The sequence below is a fragment of the Rothia uropygialis genome, assembly GCF_004137765.1.
Taxonomy (GTDB): Bacteria; Actinomycetota; Actinomycetes; order Actinomycetales; family Micrococcaceae; genus Rothia.
This window is the reverse complement of the sequence record NZ_NOIS01000004.1, coordinates 239,557-255,496: the sequence shown is the minus strand read 5'-3', so window position 1 is coordinate 255,496 and position 15,940 is coordinate 239,557. Positions and strand designations below refer to the sequence as shown.

At 62.2% G+C, this 15,940-nt stretch carries 13 protein-coding genes; 8 read left to right on the top strand and 5 right to left on the bottom strand.

Annotation, left to right across the window (positions count from 1 at the left end):
- Positions 1–21: 21 nt before the first annotated feature.
- The 4 genes from EWV35_RS10425 to EWV35_RS10410 are packed head-to-tail and all read left to right on the top strand — an operon-like array spanning position 22 to position 4,381.
- A complete protein-coding gene (locus EWV35_RS10425) occupies positions 22–1,533 on the top strand; it encodes a CoA-acylating methylmalonate-semialdehyde dehydrogenase (RefSeq protein ID WP_129661624.1) in 1,512 nt (503 codons plus the stop codon).
- A 45-nt stretch (positions 1,534–1,578) separates the two neighbouring features.
- Entirely contained in the window at positions 1,579–2,661 is a 1,083-nt protein-coding gene (locus EWV35_RS10420; RefSeq protein ID WP_129661622.1) for an enoyl-CoA hydratase/isomerase family protein, read from the top strand.
- An 11-nt stretch (positions 2,662–2,672) separates the two neighbouring features.
- A complete protein-coding gene (mmsB, locus tag EWV35_RS10415) occupies positions 2,673–3,569 on the top strand; it encodes a 3-hydroxyisobutyrate dehydrogenase (RefSeq protein ID WP_129661620.1) in 897 nt (298 codons plus the stop codon).
- Positions 3,566–4,381 (top strand): enoyl-CoA hydratase, encoded by an 816-nt coding sequence (locus EWV35_RS10410; RefSeq protein WP_129661618.1) that lies wholly within the window; start codon positions 3,566–3,568, stop codon positions 4,379–4,381. The genes mmsB and EWV35_RS10410 overlap by 4 nt, the downstream gene beginning before the upstream one ends.
- 140 nt (positions 4,382–4,521) lie before the next feature.
- Here EWV35_RS10410 and EWV35_RS10405 read toward each other — a convergent pair whose 3' ends face one another.
- From EWV35_RS10405 to nadE, 5 genes are all read right to left on the bottom strand, one after another.
- Positions 4,522–5,556, bottom strand: coding sequence for a Gfo/Idh/MocA family protein (locus tag EWV35_RS10405; RefSeq protein ID WP_129661616.1), 1,035 nt, complete (start codon positions 5,554–5,556; stop codon positions 4,522–4,524).
- A gap of 95 nt (positions 5,557–5,651) precedes the next feature.
- Positions 5,652–7,133, bottom strand: coding sequence for a PepSY-associated TM helix domain-containing protein (locus EWV35_RS10400; protein WP_129661614.1), 1,482 nt, complete (start codon positions 7,131–7,133; stop codon positions 5,652–5,654).
- Between the two features lie 76 nt (positions 7,134–7,209).
- On the bottom strand, positions 7,210–7,911 hold the full coding sequence (locus EWV35_RS10395; protein ID WP_129661612.1) for a hypothetical protein: 702 nt from the start codon (positions 7,909–7,911) through the stop codon (positions 7,210–7,212).
- Positions 7,912–8,012: 101 nt separating this feature from the next.
- Positions 8,013–9,788 (bottom strand): AMP-binding protein, encoded by a 1,776-nt coding sequence (locus EWV35_RS10390; RefSeq protein WP_129661610.1) that lies wholly within the window; start codon positions 9,786–9,788, stop codon positions 8,013–8,015.
- A 248-nt stretch (positions 9,789–10,036) separates the two neighbouring features.
- Positions 10,037–10,858, bottom strand: coding sequence for an ammonia-dependent NAD(+) synthetase (nadE, locus tag EWV35_RS10385; RefSeq protein ID WP_129661608.1), 822 nt, complete (start codon positions 10,856–10,858; stop codon positions 10,037–10,039).
- A gap of 151 nt (positions 10,859–11,009) precedes the next feature.
- Between nadE and EWV35_RS10380 the strand changes: the two genes are divergently transcribed.
- Genes EWV35_RS10380 through EWV35_RS10365 form a run of 4 tightly spaced genes read left to right on the top strand, consistent with a single transcriptional unit; the run spans position 11,010 to position 15,822 of the window.
- Positions 11,010–12,215 carry an acyl-CoA dehydrogenase family protein gene (locus tag EWV35_RS10380; RefSeq protein ID WP_129661606.1) on the top strand — a complete coding sequence of 402 codons (1,206 nt, stop codon included), beginning with the start codon at positions 11,010–11,012 and terminating at the stop codon, positions 12,213–12,215.
- Between the two features lie 59 nt (positions 12,216–12,274).
- Positions 12,275–13,039, top strand: coding sequence for an SDR family NAD(P)-dependent oxidoreductase (locus EWV35_RS10375; RefSeq protein ID WP_129661604.1), 765 nt, complete (start codon positions 12,275–12,277; stop codon positions 13,037–13,039).
- A 43-nt stretch (positions 13,040–13,082) separates the two neighbouring features.
- Entirely contained in the window at positions 13,083–14,237 is a 1,155-nt protein-coding gene (locus tag EWV35_RS10370) for an acetyl-CoA C-acetyltransferase (protein WP_129661602.1), read from the top strand.
- Between the two features lies 1 nt (position 14,238).
- Entirely contained in the window at positions 14,239–15,822 is a 1,584-nt protein-coding gene (locus EWV35_RS10365) for a fatty acyl-CoA synthetase (protein WP_238654399.1), read from the top strand.
- Positions 15,823–15,940: the final 118 nt, after the last annotated feature.

The following is a 15,940-nucleotide window of genomic DNA, read 5'->3' as shown; positions in this document are numbered from 1 at the left end:
TGTGGGAAGGAGCCCTCGGCAATGGCGCAGGAGCGGGTCAAGGAACTAACGCACTACATCGGCGGTCAAGACGTTTCGGGAAAATCCGGACGTTTCGGGGACGTATTCGATCCCAGCACGGGGCAAGTCACGGCCAAGGTTCCGCTCGCATCAACGGATGAGGTCGACGCCGCCGTTCGGAGCGCCAAGGAAGCACAGCGGGGCTGGGCAGCAACCAACCCGCAGCGGCGGGCTCGCATCCTGGGGCGGTTCGTCAACCTCGCGAACGAACATGCCGACGAGATCGCTGAGGCGCTCTCGCGAGAGCACGGCAAGACCGTTCCGGATTCGCATGGAGATCTGCAGCGCGGACTCGACGTCGTCGAATTCGCGATGGGCGCTCCGCACCTGCTCAAGGGCGAATTCAGCGATTCGGTGGGGACCGGAATCGACGTGTACTCGATGCGGCAGCCGCTCGGCGTCGTCGCCGGGATTACCCCGTTCAACTTCCCCGCGATGATCCCCCTGTGGAAATGCGGCCCGGCGATCGCGGCCGGAAACGCCTTCATCCTCAAGCCGTCCGAACGCGACCCCTCTGTTCCCCTGCTTCTCGCGCGGTTGTGGAAGGAGGCGGGCCTCCCGGACGGAATCTTCAACGTGGTCAACGGCGACAAGGAATCAGTGGACGCCTTGCTCGACCACCCGGATATTAAGGCGGTCGGATTCGTGGGCTCGACTCCCATCGCTCAAAGCATCTACGAACACGCCGCCAGAGCAGGAAAGCGCGCCCAATGCTTCGGAGGCGCCAAGAACCACATGATCATCATGCCGGATGCGGATCTGGACCAGGTCGCCGACGCCTTGATCGGTGCCGCTTTCGGCTCGGCCGGAGAGCGGTGCATGGCGGTTTCCGTTGCCGTTCCCGTGGGGGAAGAAACCGCAGATGCGCTGATCGAGAAGCTCAAGGAGCGCGCAGCCGACCTCAGAATCGGTCCCTCCCTCGAGGAATCCTCGGACTTCGGACCCCTGGTCTCAGCTGCGGCGAAGGAGCGAGTCGAGAACGCGATCGCCGAGGGTGTCGAACAAGGTGCCGATTTGATCCTCGACGGACGCAGTGCACGCGTCGAAGGGCATGACGGCGGATTCTTCGTCGGCCCCACGATCTTCGACCGCGTAACTCCGGATATGAACATCTACCGTGAAGAGGTCTTCGGTCCCGTCCTTTCGGTTCTTCGGGCCGCGGATTTCGAGGAAGCCTTGGAGCTTCCGACCAAGCACGAGTACGGCAACGGAGTAGCAATCTTCACTCGCGATGGCGATACGGCCCGCGAATTCTCACGTCGGGTTGAGGTCGGGATGATCGGCGTCAACGTCCCGATTCCCGTTCCGATCGCGTACTACACCTTCGGCGGGTGGAAGGCCTCCGGTTTCGGTGATCTGAATCAGCATGGACCCGATGCCTTCCGCTTCTACACCAAGACCAAGACGGTAACCCAGCGCTGGCCTTCCGGCATCAAGGAAGGCGCCAGCTTCGTCATGCCGACCGGCAACTGATCGACCTCGCACATCCCGTTGACACCCATAACAGGAGGAACATCCATGGCGGATAAGCAGCAGGAGCCCAGCGTTCTGACCGAGATCCGGGGGCACCTCGGGGTCATCACCCTCAATCGCCCGCGCGCGGTCAATGCATTGAACGTTGAGATGATCCAGCTGATCAACAAAGCGTTGGACGACTTCGAACACGACGCCAACGTCAAGTCGGTCGCCGTCGTCGGGGCGGGCGACCGAGGTCTGTGCTCAGGCGGGGATGTCGTGGCCCTGTACAAGGCCGCCACCGGCGGAGATCGGAGCCAGGGAACCGACTTCTTCCGCCACGAGTACGACTTCGATTACCGTATTTCGCGTTATCCCAAGCCGTATGTTGCCATCATGAACGGACTGGTTCTCGGAGGCGGCATCGGGTTGTCCGTGCCGGGATCGCATCGGATCGTCACCGAGTCCACGCGGACAGGTATGCCGGAGACCGGAATCGGTTTCTCCCCCGACGTCGGGGGTCTCAACTACCTCTCCAAGGCACCGGGGCAGGCCGGTCGGCACATGGCGCTGACCGGGTTGCATATCGACGGGGCGGACGCTGTTCATGCGGGACTCGCCGATTTCTACGTTCCGGACGCGGCGATCGAGGACTTGCTCCGGAGCCTCGAGAGCGTGGAGAATCCTGGCGCCGTCGCCACCACAATCCAGGATTTCGTGGTCGAACCTTCCCGTTCCGAACTCGAGGAAGCCGCCTCGTGGATCGACGAGGACTACGCGGCGGACAGCGTCGAGGAAATCCTCCAGAACCTCGAGGCGCGTGTCGAGAAGGAACCGGACAACGTGCTGGCAAGCAAGGCACTCAAGGCTCTGCGTCGCAACAGCCCCACGGGTATGAAGACCGCCCTCGAAGGATTGCACCGGGCGAAGGACCAGAGCCTTGCGGAAACTCTGGTTCAAGACTTCCGCACCAGCGGAAACGCGCTGTTGGCCCACGATATGGCCGAGGGCATCCGCGCGCAGGTGATCGACAAAGATCGCAACCCCCTGTGGCAACCGCAGACACTCGAAGAAGTGAGCCGGGAAACGGTTCTCGGATTCTTCGAACCCGTACCCGGGTACGAAGACCTGCAGTTGCCCGAGTAAGGAGAAATGGCATGAAGATTGCATTCCTGGGCCTAGGCAACATGGGCGGTCATATGGCGCGGAACCTCAAGGAGGCCGACCACGACGTCGTGGCCTTCGACCTCGCCGAGTCCGCACGCCAGGCATCCGAGAAAGACGGACTCAACATCGCTTCTTCCGGCGAAGAAGCCGTGGCGGACGCAGAGGTCGTCATCACGATGTTTCCGGCCGGCAAGCACGTTATTGCCGCTTATCAAGGCCAGAACAACGACGGCCTTCTGGCCGCGGCCCCGCCGAACAGCCTGTTCATCGACTGCTCGACCATCAGTGTGGACGAAGCACGGGAAGCCGCGGAGTTGGTTCACCAGGCCGGACATCGAGCCGTTGACGCGCCGGTTTCCGGCGGAACAGCCGGAGCCGAGGCAGGCACCCTGACCTTCATGGTCGGCGGTCCGCAGGAGAATTTCGACGCCGCCCACCCGCTGTTCGACGCGATGGGACGCAAAGTCGTGCACTGTGGGAACAACGGGGCTGGCCAGGCCGCGAAGTGCTGCAACAACATGTTGCTCGCGATCACGACCATCGGCGCATGCGAGGCCTTTACCCTGGGCGAGAAGTTGGGCCTGACGGACCAGGCGCTCTTCGATGTCATGTCCACCTCAGCCGCCCAGTGCTGGTCCGTCACGACCAACTGTCCGGTCCCCGGCCCCGTTCCGGAGAACCCGGCCAGCAACGGCTACAAACCCGGTTTCGCGACCGCTCTGATGGCCAAGGACTTAGGGCTCGCGCTCGCGGCCCTGGAATCCACTCAGACCGACGCATCCTTCGGCAGGGCAGCGCACAAGGCCTATTCGGAGTTCTTGGACAGCGGCCACGGCGATCTCGACTTTTCCGCGATCATCCAAACGATGAGGGAGAATCAAGCATGAGCGAAAAGACTACAGCGGCAGACGAAAAGGGATCATCGCAGGAGACGGCCGTCATCCGGACCGAGACCCGAGGCGGTGTCGGCATCATCCGGCTCAACCGTCCCAAGGCTCTCAACGCGTTGAACTACGAGACCATGGTGGCCGTGGTCGACGCCGCACAGGCCTGGGAGCGTGACGAGGATATTTCCGTGATCGTTCTGACCGGATCGGAAAAGGCCTTTGCCGCGGGTGCGGACATCAAGGAAATGTCATCCAAAAGCTACATGGAGATGTACGCGAGCGACTGGTTTGCCCAGTGGCAACGACTCACGCAGGTTCGACTGCCGATCGTTGCCGCGGTCAATGGATATGCTCTGGGCGGTGGTTGCGAGCTGGCGATGATGTGCGACATCATCATTGCCGGCGAGGGCGCCAAATTCGGCCAACCGGAAATCAACCTCGGGGTGATCCCCGGAATGGGCGGTTCCCAACGATTGACCCACGCCGTCGGCAAGGCCAAAGCCATGGACATGATTCTGACGGCCCGGAACATGGGCGCGGAAGAGGCCGAACGCGCGGGATTGGTCTCCCGCGTCGTCGCGGACGACGACGTCGTGGACACGGCACTCGAGATCGCGGACACGATTGCGAAGAAGTCCCGGCCCGTCGCGATGATCGCCAAGGAGTCGGTCGGAATGGCCTTCGAAACCCCCTTGGCCCAGGGCCTGACCTTCGAACGCCGAGTATTTCACTCGCTCTTCGCGACCGAGGACCAGAAGGAAGGAATGTCTGCTTTCTCGGAGCGCCGCGACGCACAATTCGAGAACAGGTAGCCTCACAAAAACGGCGCGGGACCGTTGGACTCACTCGTCGACTATTCGACCGAACGAGTCGCGCTCCCGCGCCGCTTCCGTGTGACTAGGCAACCGGCGGGCACGAAGGCGTGTGCCGTCCTGGCCGGTTGCCTGGGCAGTCAGGCCTCGTCGTGATCAGGGTAGACGACGTCGATCTGCCCGCGGATCTCGTCGATCATTTCCATTTGTGCGATGGTGTCCTCCCACGGCATGATGGGCGACTCGAGAGAACCCTCCTGGATTCGCCGTGTGGCCTCGCGCATCTCGTAGGAATAGCCTCTGCCGACGAGAGGCCAGGACTCCTCGCGGGTTTCACCCTGGGAATTCGTGACGGTGAAGGACCTCGCTTGATGCATGGGTGAACCGATGGTGATGAAGCCTTCGTGGCCTGAAATAATTGCTTGGCGGGGTCCCTGGGACACCAAGGATATGGTCATCTGGGCCGCAGCCTTCTCGAATGTGCCCGTGATCTGGGTCAGGGCATCGACATTTCCTCGTTTGATGGTCTGTGCGGTGAATCCGGTCGGTTTTCCGAGGGCGAGCCACGGCCAATGCAAAACGTAACAGCCCATGTCGAGGAGACCGCCTCCGCCGGCGTCCTCACGCCACAACCGGTGCGTGATTTCGGCGGGTCCCCGAAAGCCCAGGTCGGCTTGCACCCACCTGGGCATACCGATTTCGCCGGATTCCAGGATCTCGGCCACACGTGCCCGGAGCGGATGGAAACGTGTCCACAGCCCCTCCATGACGAACAAACCCTTCTCCCCGGCCAGGTCCAGGATCTCTCGGGCCTGGCGGGAATTCATCGTGAAGGATTTCTCGCACACGATGTTCTTGCCCGCCGCGAGCGCCGCCAGCATATTTTCGTAGTGCTGTCCGTGCGGCGTCCCAATGTAGAGAACCTCCACCTCGGGGTCGGCGAGCATTTTCTCGTATCCGGTGCGCCCGGCGTCGTCCCCGTAGGCCCTCTCGACACCGAATTCCTGGGCGAATTGATCCGCATTCGCCTGAGTGCGGGAGGAAACTCCGACGAGGCGGGCATCGGCGAGGGCCCCGATGTCGGGGGTGACTTTCCGGGCAATCGAGCCCGTTGCAACGATCCCCCATCCGAGGGTCCGGCCGGTCGATTCCAAGGGGTTCTGTGTCTCTGCCATGCATCCATACTAGGCAAGCGGCGAAGACCGCACGCAGACGGCCCGAAGCATACCCTCGCGAGTCGGCCTCGGGCCGTCTTTCAGAGACGCCCTTGTCAGACGGTGCCTCTGACACGCGAGCTTCTCCACGCCAAGGCGCCGTCAACCACGACGAAGGCCACGAGCGGGAGCCCCAGCAGGGGAAGGAACCAGCCGATCACCAAGGCGGGGAGGCCCACGGCGGGCCACGCCCACCAAGGCGCGCTCCGCAATCCCGATTTCGGAGTCTTCATTCGGGACAACGTCGGACGGCGTTTGAACCACATCCAATAACCGGTCACCACCATCGCGGCGATCCCGATCGCGACAACGAAGAGCACCAGCTGATTGAGCAAACCGAACCAGAGGCCCATGTGGATGTCGATTCCCCACCGGGCCAGCTTGGCCGGCAGCGAGTAGTCGTTTTTGAACGACACCGAATCCACCCGTTCGTACGTCATCGGGTCGATCGTCACGCTGTCCACGTGAGTGGGGTAGTGGCGGTCGATCTCCTGCACCGTCCACGCTTTGTCCATGGACGCCGCCGGCACGATCTCGACCTGGTCCGATCCGATACCCAGACGCCGCGACGCGCGCATGATCGCGTCGTAGCCCGAGTCCAGGGGCATGGACATGGAGGACGAATCATCGGAGTCGGCCGTATGTCCTGCGTGACCGGCATGTTCGCCGGCAGCTGCTTCCTCCCCTGTCAATGACGTCCTCGCTTGGGGGGTGGACCAGTCAAGTGCGGCACGAAGGCGAGTGACGTTCTCGCCCCCATAGGTGGACCACGTAATTCCGGTGGCAGAGAGGAACAGCATCGCGACCAGAAGGCCCAAACCTGCCGAATAGTGCCACCCCAGCAGACGCTTCCGCCCCTGGGCTCCGGGCGTCGGCAACATGGCTTCTCGAATAGCTCGACGTCGGGAAAGCCCTGCACGCAGCCGTCCGGTCAGCTGAGGCATCCACAGGATCAGACCTCCGAGGGCAATAACCCACATCCACGATGCCGCGAACTCGGCATAGAGACGCCCGGGTTCGCCCAGATGGAGGCTACGGTGGAGCTGATCGATCCATGTGCGGAGCGGCAGTGAGCCGGAGGAACCGTAAACGGTCAGGTCTCCGCGAATTTCACCGTCGGCGGGGCTGACGAACACTGCCCTATGGTCGGAAGGAGAAGAACCTTCCGGCGGCGCGAACATGACACGGGTTGTCATCCCCGGCTGCGGGGCAGGTCGCACAGACGTCAGGGGAGGCGCCTCGTGCGCTGCGCTGTCTCGATCAACATGTTCTATGGCCCGTTGCACCTGGTCATCGAGGGACAGGTTCTGGGCCTCGGTGCTCGTGTACAGCTCGTGGGCGTAGACGACTTTCTCGAGTTGTGGAGCCATGGCGTACAACGCTCCGGAGAGCGCCGCGACCAGAATGAACGGTCCGACGATCAGACCGGTGAAGAAGTGCAGCCTCAGGACCATGGCCCGGAACCAGCCGCGGCGGTGTCGAGGGGGAGGCGTGGTGGTAGGGCCCGTTTCAGGGCGCGATGTATCGATGGTTGTCATTTTTCTGTTCCTCACATCGGTGCGCGCTTCAGTGCGCTATAGAATTGCGCCGGCCCAGGGTGGGCCGACGCCTGTTTCAGCTGAATGCGAGGTGGAGGGGCGGGCCTCGGACCGGATCCAAGGCTCGTGGTTTCCTCTGGGGAGGGGCCTGGGATGTGTCCGGGAAACAGGCAGAGGCGGGCTTGCAGCAGAAGGGAACAACCCCTATCAGCCGAGCGACCCATGGCAGGATCAGGACCGCGAGGGCCCACAGGGTGGCATCGATCGCACCCACGACGGCGGCTGCGAGCACCGTTCCGATCACGTGGGCCAGGAGCATCGGCATGGAACCGTGCCCCATGGCCATGGAGTCAGTGTTTCCGGAAGGCACATGTCCCGAATGCATCATTCCGGCGTGTGCTATCCCGGCGGCCTGGTGCATGTTCGTGCCGCCGACGTGCGCGGAGCTGGCCCCGACGGGTGCTCCGCCGAGGATCGAAGTATGGTCCCCGGTGGAGAGCGAGCCGATCATGAGTAGCCCGTGAACCGCGAGCTGGCCCAGCCCGAGCAGGGGCAAGCAGGCCAGGAAACCCAGCGTGAAGCGTGTGAGGGCGAAAACCGCGCCGATTAAGGGCAGGGAGAGTGCAAGCGCGAGCCCGGAGCGGGGGATATGACCACCGCCCAGCACGTGGGAGACGGAACCGAGCCAAAGACTGACTCCGACGATGAGCAGGGTGCGTGCGAGACGCCACCCAGTGGATCGACAATCCACGAGTCTCACGGTCTTTGTTGCGGTCACGTCACCAGGTTATACGCCACTGACGCCCGCGAGGTGGCACTTCTGAGCGATGACAGGGCGACGTTCGAAGCCACTGTGCCGCCTCGCGGTAGAAGGGCGGGTCAGGAGTTCTTCAGGCCGGGGAAGTCGGTCTCGCTGAATTCGTGGCCATAACCCTGAGTCGTCGTGCGTTGACCACGCGATGAGTCAGTCAACTCGCCTTCGGGACCGTGGAATGCGCGCTCGCGGGCACGGAGTTCGACGCGTCGAATCTTCCCGGAAACGGTCTTGGGAAGGTCGAAGAATTCCAAGCGTCGGATGCGCGCGTACGGAGCCAAATTGGCGCGGCAATGCGCCAGGATCGATTCGGCCAGTTCCGCGGTTGGTTCGTGGCCCGAATTCAGGACGACGTACGCCTTCGGCACGGCCAGACGCAAAGGATCGGGCGAAGGGACCACGGCGGCCTCGGCGACGGCACGATGTTCGATCACCACCGACTCCAACTCGAATGGCGAAAGCTTGTAGTCGCTTGCTTTGAATACATCGTCCGCGCGCCCGACGTACGTGAAGTTGCCGCCCTCGTCCCTGCTCATGATGTCGCCCGTGTGGTACACGCCGTTCCGAAAGACCTCGTCGTTCTTGGCGGGATCGCCCTTGTACCCGACCATGAGTCCGACCGGGCGCGGTTGCGTGACGATGCAGACCTCGCCCTCACCGGTGCCTTCGACGACTTCATCCGAGACAGGGTCCACCAGAACGATGTCGAATCCCGGAAGGGGGCGTCCCACGGTACCGACCACGAGCTCCTGCCCCGGCGTGTTCGCGATCTGGACTGTCGTCTCGGTCTGACCGAATCCGTCCCGGATGTCGACCCCCCACGCCTCGCGGACGCGGTTGATGACCTTGGGGTTGAGCGGCTCGCCAGCGGCCACGACCTTGCGCGGCGGCGTCTTCAAGGTGGAAAGGTCCGCCTGGATGAACATCCGCCAGACGGTCGGCGGAGCACAGAAACTCGTAATGCCCTCCGCGTCCATGGTCTGCATGAGAGCCGCGGCATCGAAGCGCGAGTAGTTGTAGATGAAAACCGTGGCCTCGGCGATCCAGGGGGTGAAGATGTTGGACCAGGCGTGTTTGGCCCACCCGGGGGATGCAACGTTGAGGTGGACGTCGCCGGGCTCGAGCCCAATCCAGTACATCGTGGACAAGTGCCCCACGGGATAGGACGTGTGGGTGTGCTCAACCAGTTTGGCGCGCGAGGTGGTTCCTGACGTGAAGTAGAGAAGCAGGGTCTCATCGGCTGGGGTCGGTGCGTCCGGTGTGAACTCGGTCGGAGCCTCATGGCTCTCCTGATAGGCGTAATGGCTCCGCCCGGGCACCGCGTTCTCGCTCTTGCCGCCCGTCTCAATCACTGAGAAGTCGCCCGGGACCTCGGAGAATTTGGCTACGTTCCCGGAATTCGTGAGGATCCAGGAGACGGATCCGCGAGCGACCCTTTCCTCGAGATCCTTGGGGCCGAGCATCGTCGTCGTCGGGAGGAGTACTACGCCCATTTTGATGCCCGCGAGCATGCTTTCCCACAGCTCGACCTGGTTGTCGAGCATGAGGATCATATGGTCGCCCCGCCGCACACCGATCTTGCTCATCCAATTGGCCACCTGGCTCGACCGGTCGGACATCTCTCTATACGTCAGTCGTTGGGAAGAGCCGTCTTGCTCGACGACGACGAGCGCGTTCTGCTCCGCGCGTTCCGGAGTCGCTGCAACCGCGTCGAACCAGTCCAGGGCAAAGTTGAAGTGCTCGAATCGGGGCCACTGGAACTCTTTTCGGGCTTCGCGATAATCCTCGCGCAATTCGACAAGACGGTCTCTGGCCTGGCGGAACTGATCGGTGACGGTCATAGGGCCTCCCTCTGATTCGGCTATCGCCCCACGTCACTGTGAGGCAACTCACGTTGTTACACAGTAGCCCAGGGGCGGGCCCGGCAAAAGCTCGAACACCTTATAAGTCCCGCTACCGTTTTCAGCCGGATGTGCAGGAGCCGCTGACCACAGCCCACACCCCGAATGCAGCGTTCGCGGTTGGGGCTGCGGCCGGAGGCGTTCCGCTCCAGCAAGGTGGGGCCTCCTGTCCCCAGACGCCCAGTGTCCTACTTCCACCAGGGGTCGAGGATCGTGGCCGGCGTCGTGCGCTTGTGTCGGGTGCGGAGGAAGCGGGATTCCAGGGTCTCGGCCTGATCGTCGTCGATCTCTTGTCCTTCCAAGAAGTCGTCGATGACGTCGTACGTGATTCCGAGTTCGTCCTCATCGTGGCGTCCGGGAGTCGAATCCAGGAGATCTGCCGTAGGTGCCTTGGACCAGAGTCGCTCGTCGGCGCCGAGGTACTGCAGCAATTGGCGATTCTGGCGTTTGTTGAGCCCGTAGAGCGGGAGGATGTCCGCGCCGCCATCGCCGAATTTGGTGAAGAATCCGGTGATCGACTCGGCCGCATGGTCGGTTCCGACCACGAGCAGATTCCGCTCACCAGCCAGGGCGTACTGGGCGATCATGCGCATACGTGCCTTGACATTGCCCTTGTTGAAATCGGAAATTTCACGGCCGGTGGTCCGGCGGAATTCTTGTTCGATTCCGCTCGTTCCCGGCTCGACGTCGAAGGTCCAGTTGGTTCGGGGGCGGATGAATTTCAGGGCGAGCTGGGCATCTTCTTCGTCAGCCTGGGTGCGGTACGGCAACCGGACCGCGACGAAGTCGGCGTCGATTCCTTCCTCCGCCAGTTTGTCCACGGCAAGCTGGCAGAGCCTGCCGGCCAGCGACGAGTCGATGCCCCCGCTGATGCCGAGGACGAAGCCGTTCGTGCGGGATCCCTTGAGATATTCGCACAGGAAATCGACGCGAAGTCTGACCTCCTCGGCGGGTTCGATCCGGGGCCTGACGCCCATTTCTTCAATGATCTGAGCCTGTAATTCGCGCATGCGCCCATGATAGACGCCCGAGATTTCCGCAATATTGCGGATGGTTCCTCGCCGGCTGGGACATTCAAGTCCAGGTCCGGTATGGTCACGAATAACTGTGATTCACGCCATATTTTGCGGGCGTCATGGTCTCCCACAAGGAAGGGCAAACATGTCAGATCTACCTGGAACCGCTTCCGCGGATGGGCACTTTACCGAGCTTCCCCATCCCGACGGCGACCTTCTGGACGTGCGTACGTTGCTCAACGAAGTCGAACGTGCGTCATTCGACAACATTCGAAAGTACTTGCAGGAAACGATCCGGCCTCAGAGCATCGACTACTGGAACCGTGAAGACTTCGCCTTCGATCTGCTCCCTGGACTCGCCGAGCTGGGGCTCGGAGAGCTCGAGCTATCGGACACCACTTGGCTATACAGGGGGCTCGTTTATGCGGAGATGGCCCGGGCCGATGTCTCGCTCTCAGCTCTCGTCGGTATTCACAATGAATTGATCGTCGGAATGATCAACCAGTTGGGGTCCGACGAACAACGCGAGAAGTGGCTGCCGAAATTGCGCCGCTTCGAAGCCATCGGTGCATTCGCACTGACCGAACCCGAACATGGCTCGGACATTGCCGGCGGAATACAGACCACGGCCACACGCGTCGGCGACGAATGGGTCATTCGCGGCAGCAAGCGCTGGATCGGGGCGGGAACGATCGCCGACTTCGCACTGGTCTGGGCCCGTGACACGGCCGACCATCAGTTCAAGGCGTTTTTGGTCGAGACGGATCGGCCGGGATACACCGCGAAGAAAATCGCCAACAAGATCGGCCTGCGCATCATGCAGAACGCCGATATTGAGCTGGAGGACGTCCACGTACCCGCCGAGAATCACCTGCCCCTTACCGTGGATTTCGCGAGCGTCAACGAGATGCTCAGGAATTCCCGGGTGTGGGTCGGATGGCAAAGCTACGGATTGCAGATGGCCGCCTTCGACGTTGCCCGTTCCTACGCGCTGAACCGTGAGCAATTCGGCCGACCGCTCGCCAAATTCCAGCTTATCCAGCAGTCGCTCTCTGAGATTGCCGGCAATGCTCACGCGACTCTCGGGCTCATGATTCAGGTGGCTCGTGAGCAACAGGCAGGCGCTCTGCAGATGATGCACGCAGCCTTGGGCAAATCCACGGGCACGCGTCTGACCCGCGAATCGGTGGCCAAAACCCGCGCGCTTCTGGGCGGCAACGGTGTAACCAGCGATTTCGAGGCCGGAAAGATCTTCTGCGATGCGGAGATCCTTTACACCTATGAGGGAACCTACGAAATCAACTCGCTCATTGTGGGTCGCGCGATCACGGGCGTCTCCGCATTCGTGTAAGCGAGTCCCAAGATCGGCGGCCGGAATCCGCGGCCGCATCCACCATTCAAGGAGGAGAAATGGACGTCAAAGGAATTTCTGCGATTGTCACCGGCGGTGCGTCCGGGCTTGGCCACGAGACAGCACGGGCGCTGGTCAACAAGGGTGCACATGTCTATGTTTTCGATCTGGGCCAATCCATCGAGAAAGCCGAAAGGCTCGATGGCCTCACCTACGTTGAGGTCGACGTGACGGACCCGGATTCGGTGAGGGCCGGCGTTGAACAAGCCGTGAACGGTGGTACCGGGCCGCTGCGCGTCGCCGTCAACTGCGCAGGGATCGGAAATGCGGGTCGCGTGCTCGGTAAGAACGGGGTTCACGACTTCAAGGCATACACGGCCGTGATCACGGTCAATCTCATCGGCACCTTCCAGGTCTTGGCCCTCGCGGCCGAGGCCATCGCGAAGACCGAGCCCGTGGACGAGGACGGTCAGCGCGGCGTCATCATCAACACCGCGTCGGTGGCCGCTTACGAGGGGCAGATCGGCCAAGCGGCCTACGCCTCCTCGAAGGGCGGAGTCGTCGGACTGACCCTCCCCGCGGCCAGAGATCTGGCCAGCAAGGGTATCCGCGTGAACACGATTGCCCCCGGAATCGTCGATACGCCCATGATGGCCGGAATCGACCCGGATTTCCGGGCATCCCTGGAGCAGTCGGTGCCGTTCCCGCACCGCTTGGCGAAGCCAGCCGAGTACGCCGAACTGGCCTTGGACATCATCGGTCACGACTACCTCAACGGCCAGGTGACCCGGATGGACGGCGCAATCCGCATGTCACCCAGGTAAATCCCGGACCCCCGATATCGAATCTCCATCACGAGGAGGACATATGCCTGAGGCTTACATTGTCGATGCGATCCGTACTCCTGTTGGGCGCCGAAAAGGCGGGCTCGCCTCGATCCACCCAGTGGATCTCGCGGCCGTTCCCATCCGCGCGGCCTTGGACCGCACGGGGGTCGATTCGGAAGAGTTCGATGAAATCGTTCTCGGCTGCATCGACCAGGTCGGCCCTCAGGCGTTCGACATCGCCCGCACTTCGTGGCTCGCTGCCGGTGGGTCGGAGGCCGTACCGGGTACGACGATCGACCGGCAATGCGGTTCAGGCCAACAAGCCGTTCACTACGCCGCTCAGGCAGTGATGTCCGGTACGAGTGACCTGGTTCTTGCCGGAGGGATCCAATCGATGAGTTCGATTCCGCTCGGCTGGGCGAATACCGCAACACATCAACTCGGTTTTCCGAATCCTTTTGCGGGTTCCGAGGAGTGGGGCAAGCGTTACGGAGACCAGGAGATATCTCAATTTCGCGGCGTCGAGCTCATGGCCGAGAGATGGGGGTTCACACGCGACGATGTGGAAACCTTTGCCGCCGAATCCCACCGGCGCGCCATCGCGGCGTGGGAATCCGGGGTCTTCGACGAAGAGATCGTTCCGGTGGGCAAAGTCATTCGTGACGAAGGCCCTCGCGAGCCGAATCGGGCCAAGATGAACGAACTTGACCCCATCGTTCCTGGAGGCATCCACACGGCTGCCTCCGCCTCGCAGGTCTCCGATGGTGCCGCCGCTCTGGTCATCGCTTCGGCCGATGCCGTCGAGAAATTCGGGCTGACCCCACGGGCGAGGATTCATCATCTGTCGGCCCGTGGGGATGATCCCGTACAAATGCTGACCGCGCCGATTCGCGCGACAAGACGCGCACTCGAACGGTCAGGCATGACCCTCGAGGACATGGATGCGATCGAGATCAACGAGGCTTTCGCCGGGGTCGTCCTGGCTTGGGAACGAGAGCTTGAGCCGGATATGGCCAAGGTCAATCGGCGGGGAGGAGCCATCGCTTTGGGCCACCCCATTGGAGCCACGGGCGCCCGTCTCATGACGACGCTGCTTCACACGTTGGAGCAGACCGGCGGACGATTCGGTCTGCAGACTATGTGCGAAGGCGGAGGGCAGGCCAACGTGACCATCATCGAGCGATGGGGTGAATGATATGAAGGCAATGCCGGAAGTCAGTACGTCTGAGCAGGTCCGTGCCGCGCGAGAAGAGAGTATCGACGCCGCTCTCGCCCGAAGCGCCGCCCGGTCGGATCTGCACATCGCCCTGAAATTCGAAGGCCGCGAATGGTCCTACCGGGACTTCGACGCCGCGGTCACGGCAGCGGCCCGGATATTGCGGTCTCAAGGATTCGATGAAGGGGCACGGATCGCGTTCTACGGCAAGAATTCAGACGCGTTCCTGATCGGCTTCTTCGCCACATTGCGGGCAGGGTACGTGCACGTACCCGTGAACTTCGCCCTCACGGGCAACGAGCTCGCACATATCCTGAAGGACAGCGGGGCCTCGGCAGTATTCACGGATCCCGGGCTCCGGGAGACGGCGGAGAAAGTTCTGGGCGACGTCCCGGCCGAGTCCGTCCAACCGCTCTTTGGGAAGCCCGGTGGGTTGCTGGAACGGGTCATGGAAGACTTCCCGAACGAATTCGGCACAAACGGCACGCCTCCCGAACCCTTGGGCACTCCTGTCCAATCCGGTGGCGACGTCGCTCAATTGCTGTACACCTCCGGAACCACATCCAAACCTAAGGGCGCCGTTCACAGCCACAACAGTCTGAGGGCCCAATACGAGTCCTGCATCACGATCCTTTCCCTCGGTCCCCAGGACGCGCCCCTCATCGCGATGCCTCTCTACCATTCGGCCGCGCTCCACGTTTTCGCGGTTCCGTACCTGCTGATGGGTGCGACCGTGCGCCTTCTGGAGAAACCGGATATTCCGGAGATCCTCGAACGCGTCGAGAAAGAGAAAATCGGATCGCTCTTCTTGGCACCCACGGTATGGGTTCCCCTCGCAAACCACCCTGATTTGGACCGGCGCGACTTGTCGAGCTTGCGCAAAGCGCAGTACGGAGCATCGATCATGCCGGTCGCGGTGTTGGAGAAATTGCGCTCGCGGTACCCGGGGATCGGGTTCTACAACTGCTTCGGACAATCCGAATTGGGGCCACTCACCTGCGTCCTCAAACCCGAAGAGCACGATCAGCGCCCGGCGTCGTGCGGAAGGCCCGTCCATAACGTCAAGGTGCGGATCATGACCCTCGACGGTCTACGTGCCCGAATCGGCGAACCGGGCGAAATTCAGTATCGGGGGCCCCAGGTCTGCATGGGTTACTGGAACATGCCCGAAGCCACGGACGAAGCCTTCGAGGGTGGTTGGTTCCATTCGGGCGACCAAGTGGTCATGGACGACGCCGGGTACATCGAGGTCGTGGATCGAATCAAGGACGTCATCAACACCGGCGGGATATTGGTTGCGTCCCGAGAAATTGAGGACGTGATCTACCGGTATGAAGGCGTCGCCGAAGTGGCGGTGGTGGGAGTTCCCGATGAGCGTTGGATCGAGGCCGTCACCGCTTTCATCGTCCCGCGGGAGGGGGCATCGTTGGACCAAGCCGAGGTGATCGCGCACGCCAAGGAGCATCTCGCGCCCTTCAAAGTACCCAAACGCATTGAGTTCGTCGACGAGCTGCCCCGTAATCAATCGGGAAAGATCCTCAAGAGAGACCTGCGTTCCGTCTAGTGGCGCTGGGGTCGGAGTCCAGTGCGCCGCTGGGGAGCCGATAGACTGTGAGCCGAGTTACTGACCTGACGCCTGTGGCCCTTCACCGACGAAGAGGCCCGACGGCGTCGAGCCACAC

What these genes read in the sequence shown, in the direction of transcription:
- EWV35_RS10425 (WP_129661624.1), top strand. Translation starts at nt 22, where the DNA reads ATGGCGCAGGAGCGGGTCAAGGAACTAACGCACTACATCGGCGGTCAA.
- EWV35_RS10420 (WP_129661622.1), top strand. Translation starts at nt 1,579, where the DNA reads ATGGCGGATAAGCAGCAGGAGCCCAGCGTTCTGACCGAGATCCGGGGG.
- mmsB (WP_129661620.1), top strand. Translation starts at nt 2,673, where the DNA reads ATGAAGATTGCATTCCTGGGCCTAGGCAACATGGGCGGTCATATGGCG.
- EWV35_RS10410 (WP_129661618.1), top strand. Translation starts at nt 3,566, where the DNA reads ATGAGCGAAAAGACTACAGCGGCAGACGAAAAGGGATCATCGCAGGAG.
- EWV35_RS10405 (WP_129661616.1), bottom strand. Translation starts at nt 5,556, where the DNA reads ATGGCAGAGACACAGAACCCCTTGGAATCGACCGGCCGGACCCTCGGA.
- EWV35_RS10400 (WP_129661614.1), bottom strand. Translation starts at nt 7,133, where the DNA reads ATGACAACCATCGATACATCGCGCCCTGAAACGGGCCCTACCACCACG.
- EWV35_RS10390 (WP_129661610.1), bottom strand. Translation starts at nt 9,788, where the DNA reads ATGACCGTCACCGATCAGTTCCGCCAGGCCAGAGACCGTCTTGTCGAA.
- nadE (WP_129661608.1), bottom strand. Translation starts at nt 10,858, where the DNA reads ATGCGCGAATTACAGGCTCAGATCATTGAAGAAATGGGCGTCAGGCCC.
- EWV35_RS10380 (WP_129661606.1), top strand. Translation starts at nt 11,010, where the DNA reads ATGTCAGATCTACCTGGAACCGCTTCCGCGGATGGGCACTTTACCGAG.
- EWV35_RS10375 (WP_129661604.1), top strand. Translation starts at nt 12,275, where the DNA reads ATGGACGTCAAAGGAATTTCTGCGATTGTCACCGGCGGTGCGTCCGGG.
- EWV35_RS10370 (WP_129661602.1), top strand. Translation starts at nt 13,083, where the DNA reads ATGCCTGAGGCTTACATTGTCGATGCGATCCGTACTCCTGTTGGGCGC.
- EWV35_RS10365 (WP_238654399.1), top strand. Translation starts at nt 14,239, where the DNA reads ATGAAGGCAATGCCGGAAGTCAGTACGTCTGAGCAGGTCCGTGCCGCG.